This is a genomic window from Limnohabitans sp. (assembly GCF_031538885.1).
Lineage (GTDB): Bacteria > Pseudomonadota > Gammaproteobacteria > Burkholderiales > Burkholderiaceae_C > Limnohabitans.
In genome coordinates this window covers 1-14215 of record NZ_JAVKLW010000074.1, presented here as the reverse complement: position 1 = coordinate 14215, position 14215 = coordinate 1, and the positions used below count along the sequence as shown (strand labels likewise).

General features: G+C 55.5%; 13 protein-coding genes. 3 read left to right on the top strand and 10 right to left on the bottom strand.

The window, feature by feature from the left end; genetic code table 11:
- Window positions 1-104: 104 nt before the first annotated feature.
- The 3 genes from RMS03_RS06000 to rfaH all read right to left on the bottom strand — a co-directional run bounded on the left by RMS03_RS06000 (window position 105) and on the right by rfaH (window position 2279).
- The gene (locus RMS03_RS06000; RefSeq protein WP_310626187.1) at window positions 105-920 is read right to left on the bottom strand and encodes a Wzz/FepE/Etk N-terminal domain-containing protein; all 816 of its coding nucleotides are present in this window, start codon (window positions 918-920) and stop codon (window positions 105-107) included.
- A complete protein-coding gene (uppS, locus tag RMS03_RS05995) occupies window positions 917-1651 on the bottom strand; it encodes a polyprenyl diphosphate synthase (RefSeq protein ID WP_310626186.1) in 735 nt (244 codons plus the stop codon). Before uppS ends, RMS03_RS06000 begins: the two co-directional genes overlap by 4 nt.
- Window positions 1652-1769: 118 nt before the next feature.
- Window positions 1770-2279 (bottom strand): transcription/translation regulatory transformer protein RfaH, encoded by a 510-nt coding sequence (rfaH, locus tag RMS03_RS05990; RefSeq protein ID WP_310626185.1) that lies wholly within the window; start codon window positions 2277-2279, stop codon window positions 1770-1772.
- A gap of 102 nt (window positions 2280-2381) precedes the next feature.
- Between rfaH and RMS03_RS05985 the strand changes: the two genes are divergently transcribed.
- Complete coding sequence (locus tag RMS03_RS05985) at window positions 2382-2870, top strand: phasin family protein (protein ID WP_310626184.1); 489 nt, start codon at window positions 2382-2384, stop codon at window positions 2868-2870.
- Window positions 2871-2895: 25 nt separating this feature from the next.
- On the top strand, window positions 2896-3543 hold the full coding sequence (locus RMS03_RS05980; protein WP_310626183.1) for a TetR/AcrR family transcriptional regulator: 648 nt from the start codon (window positions 2896-2898) through the stop codon (window positions 3541-3543).
- A gap of 30 nt (window positions 3544-3573) precedes the next feature.
- Here the strand turns inward: RMS03_RS05980 and RMS03_RS05975 are convergent, their stop codons facing one another.
- The 7 genes from RMS03_RS05975 to RMS03_RS05945 form a co-directional block, all read right to left on the bottom strand.
- Window positions 3574-4758, bottom strand: coding sequence for a M20 aminoacylase family protein (locus RMS03_RS05975; protein WP_310626182.1), 1185 nt, complete (start codon window positions 4756-4758; stop codon window positions 3574-3576).
- A 65-nt stretch (window positions 4759-4823) separates the two neighbouring features.
- On the bottom strand, window positions 4824-5633 hold the full coding sequence (locus tag RMS03_RS05970; RefSeq protein WP_310626181.1) for a type III pantothenate kinase: 810 nt from the start codon (window positions 5631-5633) through the stop codon (window positions 4824-4826).
- Window positions 5634-5640: 7 nt separating this feature from the next.
- Complete coding sequence (locus RMS03_RS05965) at window positions 5641-6066, bottom strand: rhodanese-like domain-containing protein (RefSeq protein WP_310626180.1); 426 nt, start codon at window positions 6064-6066, stop codon at window positions 5641-5643.
- 100 nt (window positions 6067-6166) lie between these two features.
- A complete protein-coding gene (locus tag RMS03_RS05960) occupies window positions 6167-6889 on the bottom strand; it encodes an ABC transporter ATP-binding protein (RefSeq protein WP_310626179.1) in 723 nt (240 codons plus the stop codon).
- Between the two features lie 20 nt (window positions 6890-6909).
- Window positions 6910-8835, bottom strand: coding sequence for a branched-chain amino acid ABC transporter ATP-binding protein/permease (locus RMS03_RS05955; RefSeq protein WP_310626178.1), 1926 nt, complete (start codon window positions 8833-8835; stop codon window positions 6910-6912).
- Window positions 8836-8837: 2 nt separating this feature from the next.
- Entirely contained in the window at window positions 8838-9716 is an 879-nt protein-coding gene (locus RMS03_RS05950; RefSeq protein WP_310626177.1) for a branched-chain amino acid ABC transporter permease, read from the bottom strand.
- 95 nt (window positions 9717-9811) lie between these two features.
- Window positions 9812-11038, bottom strand: coding sequence for an ABC transporter substrate-binding protein (locus tag RMS03_RS05945; protein WP_310626176.1), 1227 nt, complete (start codon window positions 11036-11038; stop codon window positions 9812-9814).
- Window positions 11039-11290: 252 nt separating this feature from the next.
- Here RMS03_RS05945 and icmF point away from each other — a divergent pair.
- Window positions 11291-14215: fused isobutyryl-CoA mutase/GTPase IcmF (icmF, locus tag RMS03_RS05940; protein WP_310626175.1), on the top strand; the 2925-nt coding region annotated here is incomplete at its 3' end.

Here is a 14215-nt window from a genome sequence, read left to right as displayed (position 1 = left end):
TTGGTATCGTTCTTCTCGGCTGAGGTGCTTGTACATTGGGCAACTTCGACTTGGCGGTTAAAGCGGCCATGATGCTCTCGCATCCTCAGCCACCTATAACCAGTTCATCTTTGTTGCACTTCGTCCTTGAATCCGCCTTTAAACCTGTCTGCGGTATCTTCGTTTTGAGCGGCCGCGACCCATGCTTTGCGAATAAATACAAACATAAGCAACGCAAAACATGCCATTAGCATGGCTAGCAAAACAACCAAGCCAAGTTTGGGTGACGTTTTACGCTGTGGAAAGCTGGGCTCCTGAGCAAACACCTCCTTGCCTTTGGCTTGCAGCCTGAGACCAAGCTCCAAGTTGTTAAGTTTTAAATTTACTGTCTGTGCTTTGGCTGAATAAAGTGAGTTTTCTTTAGCCCGATGACGCTCAATCAGATACACACCATCTGCAATAGATTGGTTATTGATGTTTATCTCTTGGAGAATGGCTTCTTTTTCTTTGCCTTTGGGTTGCAACTCAATGAACAAAGCATCCATGGCTGCTTGCCCAAGAGCTTGGGCCGCTTCTGGCGTAGCCCCTTTGGACACTACCGTAGCTAGCTTGGTTTTTTTATCGATGGCGTAGCTAAGGTGCTTTTTTAATTCAGAACGCGCATCGTCTTTAATGCCGTCCGCTTTTTGCAAAAAGCCAAACCTCTCAATCAACGGGTCTAGCAGAGGCGCCGCATGCAGCAAGGCAACCTCTTCTTCCGTCAATCGCACAATAGCCACCGACTCGAACGTTGGGGGCCACAAAAAGCTCACCCCGCCAGCAATAACTCCAGCCACTAAAGGACCAAACACCAAAAGCTTCCAAGACTCGGCCAAAGTAACCAAGATGTCTAAGAAGCTAATTTCATCTTCTTGGCCGTTGTGAATCATCTGTTCTGTCATGCGATCTCTTTGCGTTGTTGGGGGACTTTGCCAAAACGGCGCTCACGGGTGGCATACCAATGCAAGGCTTTGTTGAGCTCCGACTCACCAAACTCAGGCCAAAGCACATCTGTGAAATACAGCTCGGCATAAGCGGCTTGCCACAGCAAGAAGTTGCTGATGCGCTGCTCGCCACCTGTGCGAATCAGCAAATCAAGGTCAGGCATGTCAGCCGTACTGAGGTGTTGGGCTAAATGCGCTTGTGTGAGACTGTGCAGATCAGCACCAGGGTTCGCGGTTTGCCAGTTTTTAACTGCCTGCACGACATCCCATTGCCCCCCGTAGTTGGCGGCCACCGCGAGGATGATGGTTTGATTGTTTTGTGTGGCAAGCTCTGCTGCACGAATGCGGCTTTGTAGCGCTGGTGCAAAGCCTGCTACATCGCCGATGACTTTCAGGCGTACACCAGTCGCGGCTAACGCGCCCATTTCTTTTTCTAGGTATTGCACAAACAGGTTCATGAGGATGGACACCTCATCAGCAGGGCGGCTCCAGTTCTCTGTGCTAAAGGCAAAAAGCGTGAGGCATTGGATGCCAAGCTTGGTGCAGTGCTGAACCAAGGCTTTCACACCTGCGGCCCCTTTGGCATGCCCCACGGTGCGCGGCATGTGCTGCTTTTGCGCCCAACGACCATTGCCGTCCATGATGATGGCAATATGCCGAGGACTTGTTGGCGGTGTATGTGTAGTCACTTTATTGAGGCTTGCACCAGGGCAGGCACGCTACCGCCCTTTCGCTCACAAGCAAACTCTGCAATTATCAGGGATATACGTTTGTATTCAGCTGACGGCCACATCTAAAACAACTCTTTTAGCTGGGTCGCTCAGTAATGCGTAAGCTATCTAGGGCTATGCGTAGCTTTTGCGGCTGCCCCAACAACTCCACCAACACAAAGGAGCGGGTCTCACCATCATGGGCGATGTACTTGCCTTCTAGGCCTTGCAGCGGCCCGCTGGCTACTTGCACGCTGTCACCAGGAGCGAACATACGCGCTAGGGTTTCTGGCGGGGCTTCTTTTAAAAATGCAATGAACTCAGAAGGCACCTTGGCGGGTTGGGAACCAAAGCTGACGAGCTTGCTTACACCCAAAGTCGATCGAATAGGCCCCCAGTTTTGCGTTTGGTCATCCAACTGGATAAACAGGTAGCGGCTGAACATAGGCTCGGTCACCGCTTGCACACGCTGGCTCCGCAGTTTTTGCACTTGCATGGTGGGCAAGAAGCAGGTGAAGCCTTGGTCTTGCAAGTTTTCTAAGGCACGCACTTCTTGGCGGGGTTTGGTGTGGACCACGTACCAAGCGGTGGTGTTTGTCTCTGTCATTTCGCTACTCATTGCCAAACAAGTCTAACTAAACTTTCTATGGTGTTTCGTTGCGCACGGCGTTAAAGTGTAGTTTTATGTTTTGTTTGAAAGCTTGCACACATGTCTACCAAAAACCCGTTTGACCCCGCCGCCATGTCTGACAACGTGAAGGCGCAAGCCCAACAAATTTGGCTCGCAGGCTTGGGTGCATTCGCCAAGGCGCAAGAGGATGGCACCAAGGCTTTTGAAAAGCTGGTTAGTGATGGCATCAGCATGCAGCGCAAAGTACACACCACAGCCGAAGAGAAACTGGCGGAGGCCACGAAAAAAGCCACGCAAGCCGCACACACCTTGAGCGAACGCGCCACAGGCCAATGGGGCAAGCTAGAAGGCATTTTTGAAGACCGCGTGGCCAAGGCACTGCACAGCCTGGGTCTGCCTTCCGCAGCGCAGATGGAGGCGTTGCACGCACGCGTGGCCACACTAGAAGCGCAACTGGGTCAAGGCAAAACCAAAACAACGGCCGCGCGCGCGGCCAAGCCAAGCACCAAAACCGCAGCAAAGCCTGCCGTCAAAAAAGCGCCAGCTAAAAAAGCAGCCAAAAAATAATTCAGCGCGACGCTCAAACAACGGTATGGCAAAAAAAGCGCCACGCAGAACAGCAGAGCGAATTTTAGAGGTCACGCTTGACCTCTTCAACCGCTTTGGTGAGCCCAATGTGTCAACCACACTGATCTCGTCCGAGCTCAACATCAGCCCGGGCAACTTGTACTACCACTACCCAGCCAAGGAAGAGCTGGTGACGGCGCTGTACAACCGCTACGAAACCGCACTGGACGCCCTGCTAGATGCCGCCCCTGGTGTGCATGATGTGGAGGGTGCTTGGTTCTTCATGCACACGCTGTTTGAGCTGGTGTGGCAATACCGTTTTCTGTATCGGGACTTGAACGACCTTCTCAGCAAAAACCGTCGTTTAGAAACACACATCAAAGATGCGCTGCTGCACAAGACCACTGCATTTCGCACCTTGCTGGATAGCCTAGAACACGATGGCGCACTGGCCATGACCGTCTCTGAGCGTGAAGCCACGGCCACACACATGGTGGTGATGCTGACGTGGTGGTTGAGCTACGAATATGTGCGCGACCCACGCCATGCGCTAGAGCCAGAGAGTGCGCAAGCCTCACTGCTGCGCGGTGCCAAACATGTGCTGAGTTTGTTGCTGCCCTATGCAACGCCTGAACACAAAGCACATTTGACGGCACTGCTCTCGGCCTACTGAACGCGCAAAAGAATTGGGTTCTGACCCCAATTACTTTAAGTAGGTTTCAACAAGCCTGACCCAATAGGTGGCGCCCAGTGGGATGAGCGCATCGTTGAAGTCGTAATTGGGGTTGTGCAGGGTGCAGGGGCCTTCGCCATGCCCCATCTCACGGTGTACGCCGTCGCCGTTACCGATAAAGCAATACGCACCGGGTTTGGCTTGCAGCATGTAAGAGAAGTCTTCGGCCCCCATGGTGGGCTCTTGCGCCACCACATTGGCTGACCCAACAATCTGCGCCATCACCTCCCGAGCGAACGCGGTTTCCGCAGCGTGGTTGATGGTGGGGGGGTAGTTGCGCTCAAACTCAAAGGTGCATGTGGCACCAAAGGCCGCGCAGGTGTGGGTGGCAATGTCGCGCATGCGTTGCTCAATCATGTCGAGCACGTCAAGGCTAAATGTGCGCACCGTGCCTTGCAATTCGCAGTGGTCTGGCACCACGTTGGTGGCTTCGCCGGTGTGAATCATGGTGACGGAGATCACACCCGCATCGACAGGTTTTTTGTTGCGACTGATGATGGTCTGAAAGGCTTGCACCATTTGACACGCAATGGTCACAGGGTCGATGCCGTTGTGCGGCAGTGCCGCGTGGCAGCCTTTGCCGTGGATGGTGATTTTGAATTCATTGCTCGACGCCATGACAGGACCCGCACTCAACGCGAATTGACCTTCTTGCAGGCCCGGCCAGTTGTGCATGCCATACACCGCTTGCATGGGGAACTTGTCAAACAAACCATCGCGCATCATTTCGCGAGCGCCGCCCCCGCCTTCTTCGGCGGGCTGGAAGATGAAGTACACCGTGCCATCGAAGTCTTTGTGCGTTGACAAGTGCTGCGCTGCGGCCAAGAGCATGGCCACATGGCCGTCGTGGCCGCAAGCGTGCATCTTGCCCTTGTGCTGGCTGGCGTGTGCAAATTGGTTGAACTCTTGCATGGGCAGGGCGTCCATGTCGGCACGTAGGCCGATGGCGCGGTCGCTGCTGCCGTTTTTCAGAATGCCCACAACACCTGTCATGCCCATGCCACGGTGAACGGGGATGCCCCATTCGGTGAGCTTTTGCAGCACCAAATCGGCCGTGCGAATTTCTTCAAAGCACAACTCAGGGTGGGCATGAATGTCGCGGCGAACGGCCGCTATGCCAGGGGCTTGTGTGACGATGGAATCAATGACTTTCATGGCTCTGAGTCTAGCCGCTGGCCCACCCCTTTGTCACGCAGGGCATCCCACATACGCCTACAAACTCAGTACAAAGCGCGGGATGGCCACACAGGCGTGGGGTGGTCCAACCGCTGCTTGGCAATCTCTAGCAAGCCGTCAAAGATGAGCGAGTCCACCAACTCAAACTGCACCGACATGCTGGGAGCCATTTTCCAACCTGCGCCACCGGTCATGTAGCAAGCGGGCTCGGCACCACAGTGTTGACGCACGTGTTGCACCATGCGCTCGACCGCACCCGCAATGGCGTAGGTGCCGCCGCTGGTGAGGGCGTCGCTGGTGTTGGCTGGGAACTCACACACTTCGCCTGTGGGCACGCGCAAACCAGCCGTGCCCGACTCCAAGGCACGCAGCATGATGCCGTGGCCGGGCAAGATCAGTCCGCCCAAGAACTTGCCAGTCGCATCAATCGCCTCCACCGTCACCGCTGTGCCCACCATCACCACCACCATCGGGCGCGGAGCTTGACCTTGGGTTTGTTGCAACATGCGCGCATGGGCGCCAATCATGGCCACCCAACGGTCGGCCCCTAAACGTGTGGGGTGGTCATAGCCGTTGGTCATGCCAGCCTCGGCGGCGGAGGACACGGCCCAATGTGGCGTGATGTCCCACAGCTCCATTTGTGCTTCCACGCGTCGGCGAATCGCCTCGCCTGCCACGATGCAGCCCAGCATGTGGGTAGGCTCGGGCAGATCGCGCCAGTCTTCATCGGCCAAACGGTCGATGTTTTCTAAAAACACGGCACCATGGCCCAGCAGCTTGGCGCGGGGTGCAGGACTTTCGTACACGCCCCACTTGAGGCGTGTGTTGCCCACATCGAGTGCAAGAAATGTCATAGATGGTTCAGTTTTGACGCCAAGGCAGGCCGCGCATGCGCCAGCCTCCGGTTGCGCCGCGATGGCCAAGATCGTTGGTATCGCCCTCGAAACCTTCAAGGATGTTGTAGGCCTCTAAGCCCAACTCAGTGGCACGCTTGGCAGCGGCCACAGAGCGCACTCCACTGCGGCACAGCAGTACCAGCTTTTTGCCATTGGCAGCAGTGGCTATGGCTTCATCAAAGGAGGGGTTCATCGCCATGCCCGGCCATTGCTTCCATGCCACAGCCATGGCACCCGGGACAAAGCCTACCCATTCGCGTTCGGCATCTGTGCGCACATCCACCAGCACCGCTATGCCAGACTGCACCCAGTCATGGGCCATTTTAGGCGTCACATCCCCAGCATAACCATCGGCAGGGCGTGCTTGTGAAGAGGGGGGATGGGCAGACATGAAATGAAAGAAGGGGCGTAAAACCGTAGGCAGTATAGAGACTGAACCTACGTTTAACGCCCCTTGCGGAGGAAACCCTAGGAGGTTTTTGGTAAAGACCTCAGTGGCTACCGCCGAGATAAGCGGCTTTGACAGCGGGGTCGTTCTTCAACTTGCTGGCTTCACCGTGTACCGAGATGCGGCCGTTTTCCATCACATAGCCGTAGTCGGCCACGTTCAAGGCCGCAGCAGCGAACTGCTCCACCAACAGCATGGTCACGCCTTGGCTCTTGAGGTTTTCAATGATTTTGAAAACCTCTTCCACAAGAATAGGCGCCAAGCCCATGGAGGGCTCGTCAAGCAACACCACTTCAGGGTTGAGCATCACCGCGCGGGCCATGGCCAGCATTTGCTGCTCGCCACCCGACAAGGTGCCCGCCAGTTGGTTGCGGCGCTCTTTGAGGCGAGGGAACAAGTCCATCGCGCGGTCCAAGTCGCCCGCCACATCGCCCTTAGGACGGCTGCCGGTCAAGCGAGGAAAAGCACCCAAGGTCAGGTTGTCCGTCACCGTCATGGTGGCAAACACGCGACGGCCTTCAGGCGAGTGGGCCAAGCCACGCTTGGCAATCGAGAAAGACTCCATGCCATCGATGCGCTCACCATTGAGCGTGATCTCGCCCGCAGTGGGTGCAATCATGCCGCTGATAGCGCGCATGGTGGTGGTTTTGCCAGCACCGTTAGAACCGATCAAGGTCACCACTTTGCCTTTGGGCACTTCCAAAGAAATGCCATGCAGCACGTGGACTTTGCCGTAACCGGCTTCGAGGTTTTTAATCGTCAACATCTCTTGTTCTCCGTGTGCGCTTAGGCTGCTGTACCGCCGAGATAGGCTTCAATCACCTTCTCATCAGCCTGCACTTGTGCGGGCAAACCTTCGGCAATTTTTTGACCGAAGTCGAGGACCGAGACCGTGTCGCAAACCCCCATCACCACATCCATGTGGTGCTCGATCAAGATCACGGTGATGCCGTGGTCGCGAATCTTGCGGATGATTTGAATCAACTCTTTGATGTCGGGCGCGGTCAGGCCAGCGGCAGGCTCGTCGAGCAACAACAGTTGCGGGTCCAGCGCCAAGGCACGCGCGATTTCGAGCAAGCGTTGTTTGCCATAGGGCAAGTTACGCGCCTGCTCATCCGCCAACTCGGCCAAACCCACAAAACTCAGCAGGCCCATGGCGCGTTCGTTTGCGGCTGTGTCTTCACTGACATAGCGTGAGGAGTTGAACGCCACGTCCACGAAATTACTGTGGAAGGTGTGATGCAAACCGACCAACACGTTTTGCAGTGCCGTCATCTCACCAAACAACTGCACGTTTTGGAAGGTCCGAGCAATGCCAGACAAGGCGATGTCTGACGATGTCCGTCCCACCACGGAGGTGCCTTCAAACTCAATGCTGCCCGCGGTGGGCACATAGATCCCGGTGAGCACGTTCATCATGGTGCTCTTGCCAGAGCCGTTGGGGCCAATCAAGCCGTGGATGGTACCGCGCTTGATGCGCAGATCCACTTGATTGATCGCTTTCAAGCCACCAAACTGCATCAACACTTGGCTGGCCACCAACAGGTCTTCACCACCGCTCTTGGCGGCGCGGATGATGGGATCACCACTGCTGGTCATATGTTCCACATGGTGTGTGCCACTGCCCTGTTTGCGGTGGGCCCACAAGCTACGCACAAAGCCGACGATGCCGTCTTGCAAGTAGTAGACGACGAACAAAATCATCAAACCAAAAATCGACAAGCGCCAATCGGTGATGTTGTCGAGCCAGAAAGCAAAAACCGCCAAGGCAGCCGTGCCCACCACAGGCACCGCCATGGTTTGGAAGGTGGTGATCTTGCGCGCCACACCGATCACGGCACCTACCAACATACACAAGGCCAATACGCTGGCGACCATGCGGAACATTTCCAAGTCGTCCAACAGCTTGGGCAACAACACGATGATGGTCGCGCCCAGCATCGAGCCGATACGCGTTTTGCGTCCGCCCATGATGACGGCCAACAAGAACATCACGGTGAGCTCGTTGTTGTACGTGTTGGGGGAAATGTATTGTTCAGAATAGGCATACAAACAACCCGCCAAGCCAGCAAAACCCGCACTGATGACGAAGGCGTACACCTTGTAGCGATACACCGAAACGCCCATACAGTCAGACGCCACAGGGCTGCCACGCAAGGCCTCAAACGCACGACCCAGCTGTGAGCGCAACACACGGTGCACCACCAACAAAGACAAGGCCAACAACGCTGTCACCACCCAGTAAAACGATTGCTCGTCAAACTTGTAGCCCGCCACAGTGGGCTTGGGAATTTTCAAACCCATGGGGCCTTCGGTAAGGAAGGTCATCTCATTGATCAAAATTTGGATGATGGTGCCAAACGCCAAGGTGACCATAGCCAAGTACGGGCCAGACACACGCAGAGCCGGCAAGGCCAGCAACGCGCCAAAGACCGCCGTGACAGCAATGCTCGCGGGCACGATGACCCAGAACGGGGCACCGAGTTTCATGAACAGCACGCCCGCGGTGTAGGCGCCAATGCCAAACAAACCCGCATGGCCCAAAGACACTTGACCGGTGTAACCCACCACGATGTCCAAACCAAACAACAAGATCGCGTAGATCATGATGGTTTCGACCAAGTGGATGTAATACGGGTTGTGCGTGAAGATGGGCACCAGTGCCAACAGCGCAAAGCCCAACACAGATGCGATTAAATATTTGCGATGCATGTTTAGACCTTCTTGATCGCAGATTTACCAAACAGTCCGGCAGGCTTGACCGCCAAGACCAAGAGCAACAAGACCAAGCCGGGTACATCTTTGTAACCAGTGGAAATGTAAAAACCTGTGGTGGTTTCGGCCACACCCAAAATGATGCCGCCCACGATGATCCCCATGCCACTGGTCAAACCACCAATGATGGCCACCGCAAACGCCTTGAGGCCCAACACAGCACCCATGGTCGCGCCAGTCAGGGTGAGTGGCGCAATCAACACACCGGCAAACGAAGCCGTAAGTGAAGACAAGGCATATGAGAACGTGATCACCAAGCCCGTATTGATGCCCATCAACTTAGCGGCATCACGGTCGTTGAAGGTCGCCACGACAGCTTTGCCGTAAATGGTTTTGCGGTTGAAAAACTCCACCGCCAACATCATCACCAAAGCGCCACCAATCACCAACAATTCCATCGGCAACACATTGGCACCTAGCACCTTTATGGGAGCTTCTGGCAAGGGTGAAGGAAACTTCAAATCGTCGCGACCCCAAATGTTTTCGGCCACGTTTTTAAAAATAATGCCCAAGGCGATGGTGGACATGATCCAACCAAACTCGCTCTTGATTTTGATGGCGGGGCGAACGCCAACGCGCTCCACCAGGGCGCCTTGCAGCAGGCCAAAGGCACCGACCACAGGCAACGCCAACCAATAATTGACGCCCAAGGAATCAACCAAGGTCAGGCCCACCAAGGCGCCCAACATCAGGGCTTCGCCTTGACCGAAGTTCAGTGTGTCAGAGGTAGCAAACGTTAACTGGTAGCCAAACGCGATGACCGCGTAAATCATTCCCAGCGCTACGCCACTGTAGATAAGTTGCAGCAGGATTTCCATAATTGCGCTCTGGTGTTAGTGAGGAAACTCGAAGACAGAAAAAAGCACCGTACCAGCAGCTTGTGCGGTTGATACGGTGCTCGTGAGCCTAAAAATTACTTTTTGGCGGGTTGCTTGGCAACCTTGGTACGGATGTCCGAACCTTTCTTACGATCCTCTTCGTAGGCGTACACCACTTTGCTACCTTTGACTTCACCGAACACGGGAATGTTGGCGGTGATGGCTTCGTGGTCGTCATGTGTGAATGGCTTGTCATACGTGGTCACGACGCCTTCCACCTTGGCTTGTAAGTTCTCCAAGGCTTCGCGCACCTTAGAACCTTCGGTGGTACCGGCTTGCTTGATAGCCGCGGCCAACAAGTAGACCGAGTCGTAACCTTGAGCCGCCGACACAGGTGAGTCGATGCGGTTGTTCTTAGGCTTGAAGGTCTTCAAGTAGCTTTCGATGAAGGCTTTGCGCTTCATGGTGTTGGGCTCTTGGATGAAGGTTTGCGGCATGCGCGCGCCCTCACCACCAGGGCCTGCGTTGTCGATGAAGTTGGCCATTGACAAAGTCCAGCTACCAATCATCGGGACTTTCCAGCCCAGCTTGGTCATGCCGTTGGCGATTTGCGCCAACTCTGGGCCAATCGCGTAAGTCAAGATCGCTTCAGCACCGGCCTCTTTGGCTTTGAGCAACTGAGCCGTCATATCCACGTCTTTCACGTTGAACTTTTCAACCGCCACGGCTTTCACGCCTTTGGCTGCCAAGGCTTTTTCCAAGTCATCACGGCCAAGTTGGCCGTAGTTGGTGGAGTCCGCCAAAATCGCGACCTTCTTAAAGCCACGACGTGCGATGGCTTCTTCCACAATCATCGGTGCTTGAATGCTGTCATGCGCGGCATTGCGGAAGATGTAGTTGTCAGGGAACTCAGGTGCCTTGAACTGCTGCGTGACGATAGAGCCAGTGGCCACGTTGTTGAACACAGGGATTTTGGCTTCTTGGTAGAAGCGCTGCGAAGCCAAAGCCACGCCAGTGTTGATGAAGCCCATGGTCGCGACCACTTGCTCTTTGTTGATCAACTCTTGGGCAATTTGCACGCCACGTTCGTTCTTCGCTTCGTCATCACGCTCCACGAGTTGCAACTGCTTACCCAACACGCCGCCGGCTTTGTTGATCTCAGCCGTTGCCAAGCGCACGCCATCGCGCATGCTCACACCCATGGAGGATGAGCCGCCTGTGTACGGGCCCGTCACGCCCACTTTGATGGCGTCTGCCGCAGTGGCCAAACCAGCGGCAAACATCAGCGATGCAATCGCGGTTAATTTCAAGGTACGAATCATGGTGTCTCCAGAAAAATATAAAGATACGGTGTTATTTTGGCTGACTATGCAGCACGAAATCACGCATTTACTATAAAAGAATAAATTTCAACATTGCTCTAAATTTTTCAGTGTTAGCTAACGTAAACCCTAGGATTGATGCGGTTCGCAAGGCTTTCTGCCCAAAATTTATGAAGCGTCGTTATGATTTACGTTTACGTTTACGTTTACGTAAACGTAAACTCACCAACCTTCCGTTTTCCGGAGCACCGCATGTCTGACTTGTCCGCCGAATTCCAAGCCCTTGCCAACTACAAGCCCACGCAAAAAGTGCGCTTCGTCACCGCTGCTTCTTTGTTTGATGGGCACGATGCTGCCATCAACATCATGCGCCGGATCTTGCAAGGCATGGGCGCTGAGGTGATCCACCTCGGCCACAACCGCTCGGTGGACGAAGTGGTGACCGCCGCGCTGCAAGAAGACGTGCAAGGCATTGCCATCAGCTCGTACCAAGGCGGCCACGTGGAGTACTTCAAATACATGGTCGATTTGTTGCGCGCACGCGGCGGCGAACACATCCAAGTCTTTGGCGGCGGCGGCGGCGTGATCGTGCCCCCAGAAATTCGCGAGCTGCAAGCCTACGGCGTGACCCGCATTTACAGCCCAGAAGACGGCCAAAAAATGGGCTTGCAAGGCATGATCGGCGAGATGATCATGCGCTGCGACAAAGACTTATCGGGCTACGCCCCCAAGGCAGTGAAAGAGATTCAAGGCCACGACGAGATGGCGTGGCGCAAATTGGCGCAGCTCATCACCGCACTAGAAAACCGTGAGGTTTCTGCCGAAGGCAAAAACGAAAAGACGGGCGACAGCCCCACCAGCGCAGCGGGTGTAGACCCCAAAGTGGTCGAAGCTGTGCGCAAGGAATCTTTGAAACACAAAGTACCCGTGCTCGGCATCACGGGCACGGGCGGTGCGGGGAAGTCGTCACTCACCGACGAGTTGGTGCGTCGCATCCGCTTGGACCAAGGGGATGCGCTACGCATTGCTGTGATTTCGATTGATCCTTCACGCCGCAAGAGCGGCGGCGCGTTGCTGGGCGACCGCATTCGCATGAACGCCATTGGCCCATGGAGCAGCGGCCAGCGCGTGTTCATGCGCTCCCTCGCCACACGCGACTTTGGCAGCGAAATCAGTGCTGCCTTGCCCGATGTGTTGGCCGCCACCAAGTGCGCCGGCTTTGACCTCATCATTGTGGAAACCTCAGGCATTGGCCAAGGCGACGCCGCCATCGTGCCGCACGTGGATGTGCCCATGTATGTGATGACGCCCGAGTTTGGCGCGGCCAGCCAGCTTGAAAAAATCGACATGCTCGACTTTGCCGAGTTTGTAGCCATCAACAAGTTCGACCGCAAAGGCGCCAGCGATGCGCTGCGCGATGTGGCCAAACAAGTGCAGCGCGACAAAGAAGCGTGGCACACACCGATCGAACAAATGCCGGTGTTTGGCACCATGGCCGCGCGCTTCAACGACGATGGCGTGACGGCGCTGTACCAAGCCCTCAAAGGCCGCTTGACCGAATTGGGCCTCACCTTCAAGGAAGGCCGCTTGCCTGGCACCGAAGGTGGCTTTTTGCCACGTGTGAACGTGCGCCACAGCAGCAACCAAACCCCCGTGGTGCCTGGAGCCCGCGTACGCTACTTGGCCGAAATCACCGACACCGTGCGTGGCTACAAAAAACGTGCACGCACCCAAGCCAAACTGGCCCGCGAAATTCAACAACTGCGCGAAGCGGCACGCATGCTGTCCGAAGACAAGCCCGGCCGCGCCAAAGCCTCTGAAGCCGCCATCGACTTGGCCATCAGGCGCGAAGAACACTTAGGCAGCGCGGAGCGCAAACTGCTGACCCAATGGCCCGACATGCAAGCCGCCTATGCAGGCGACGAGTACGTGGTGAAGATTCGCGACAAAGAAATTCGCACTGCACTCACCACCAAGTCCCTCAGCGGCACGACTATCCGTAAAGTGGCTTTACCCACTTACGAAGACCACGGCGAAATTTTAAAGTGGCTCATGCTCGACAACGTGCCCGGCAGCTACCCCTACACCGCGGGCACCTTTGCGTTCAAGCGCGAGGGCGAAGACCCCACGCGCATGTTTGCCGGTGAGGGCGACCCTTTCCGCACCAACCGCCGCTTCAAACTGGTGAGCGAAGGCATGGATGCCAAGCGCTTGTCCACCGCGTTTGATTCGGTCACGCTGTACGGCAACGACCCAGACCCACGTCCAGACATTTACGGCAAGGTGGGCAACTCGGGCGTCAACGTGGCCACGCTGGACGACATGAAGGTGTTGTACGACGGGTTTGACTTGTGCAACCCGACCACCAGCGTGTCCATGACCATCAACGGCCCTGCACCGTCCATCTTGGCCATGTTCATGAACACGGCCATTGACCAGAACATTGAGAAGTTCAAAAAGGACAACAGCCGCGACCCGACTGAAACCGAAACGGCCAAGATCAAAGAGTGGGTCATGCAAAACGTGCGCGGCACGGTGCAAGCCGATATTTTGAAAGAAGACCAAGGGCAGAACACGTGTTTGTTCAGCACCGAGTTTTCATTGAAAGTGATGGGCGATATCGCGCAGTACTTTGTGCGCAACCAAGTGCGCAACTTCTACAGCGTGTCGATCAGCGGGTATCACATTGCCGAAGCAGGGGCCAACCCCATTTCGCAATTGGCGTTCACCTTGTCCAACGGCTTCACGTTTGTGGAAGCCTACTTGGCGCGTGGCATGCACATTGACGACTTCGCGCCTAACCTGAGCTTCTTCTTCAGCAACGGCATGGACCCCGAGTACACCGTGATGGGCCGCGTGGCGCGCCGTATTTGGGCAGTGGCCATGAAAGAGAAATACGGTGCGAACGAGCGCAGTCAAAAACTCAAGTACCACATCCAAACTTCTGGCCGTTCGCTGCACGCGCAAGAGATTCAGTTCAACGACATCCGCACCACGCTGCAAGCCTTGATTGCGATTTACGACAACTGCAACAGCTTGCACACCAACGCGTTTGACGAAGCCATCACCACGCCCACCGAAGACTCGGTGCGTCGCGCCATGGCGATTCAGCTCATCATCAACCGCGAGTGGGGCTTGGCCAAAAACGAAAACCCCAACCAAGGCGCGTTCATCATC

Excerpts from the sequence above, each read along its gene's own strand:
- RMS03_RS05980 (WP_310626183.1), top strand. The coding sequence starts at position 2,896 with ATGGCAAAAAAAGCGCCACGCAGAACAGCAGAGCGAATTTTAGAGGTC.
- RMS03_RS05945 (WP_310626176.1), bottom strand. The coding sequence starts at position 11,038 with ATGATTCGTACCTTGAAATTAACCGCGATTGCATCGCTGATGTTTGCC.
- RMS03_RS06000 (WP_310626187.1), bottom strand. The coding sequence starts at position 920 with ATGACAGAACAGATGATTCACAACGGCCAAGAAGATGAAATTAGCTTC.
- RMS03_RS05950 (WP_310626177.1), bottom strand. The coding sequence starts at position 9,716 with ATGGAAATCCTGCTGCAACTTATCTACAGTGGCGTAGCGCTGGGAATG.
- RMS03_RS05975 (WP_310626182.1), bottom strand. The coding sequence starts at position 4,758 with ATGAAAGTCATTGATTCCATCGTCACACAAGCCCCTGGCATAGCGGCC.
- rfaH (WP_310626185.1), bottom strand. The coding sequence starts at position 2,279 with ATGACAGAGACAAACACCACCGCTTGGTACGTGGTCCACACCAAACCC.
- RMS03_RS05960 (WP_310626179.1), bottom strand. The coding sequence starts at position 6,889 with ATGTTGACGATTAAAAACCTCGAAGCCGGTTACGGCAAAGTCCACGTG.
- RMS03_RS05965 (WP_310626180.1), bottom strand. The coding sequence starts at position 6,066 with ATGTCTGCCCATCCCCCCTCTTCACAAGCACGCCCTGCCGATGGTTAT.
- RMS03_RS05985 (WP_310626184.1), top strand. The coding sequence starts at position 2,382 with ATGTCTACCAAAAACCCGTTTGACCCCGCCGCCATGTCTGACAACGTG.
- RMS03_RS05955 (WP_310626178.1), bottom strand. The coding sequence starts at position 8,835 with ATGCATCGCAAATATTTAATCGCATCTGTGTTGGGCTTTGCGCTGTTG.
- RMS03_RS05970 (WP_310626181.1), bottom strand. The coding sequence starts at position 5,633 with ATGACATTTCTTGCACTCGATGTGGGCAACACACGCCTCAAGTGGGGC.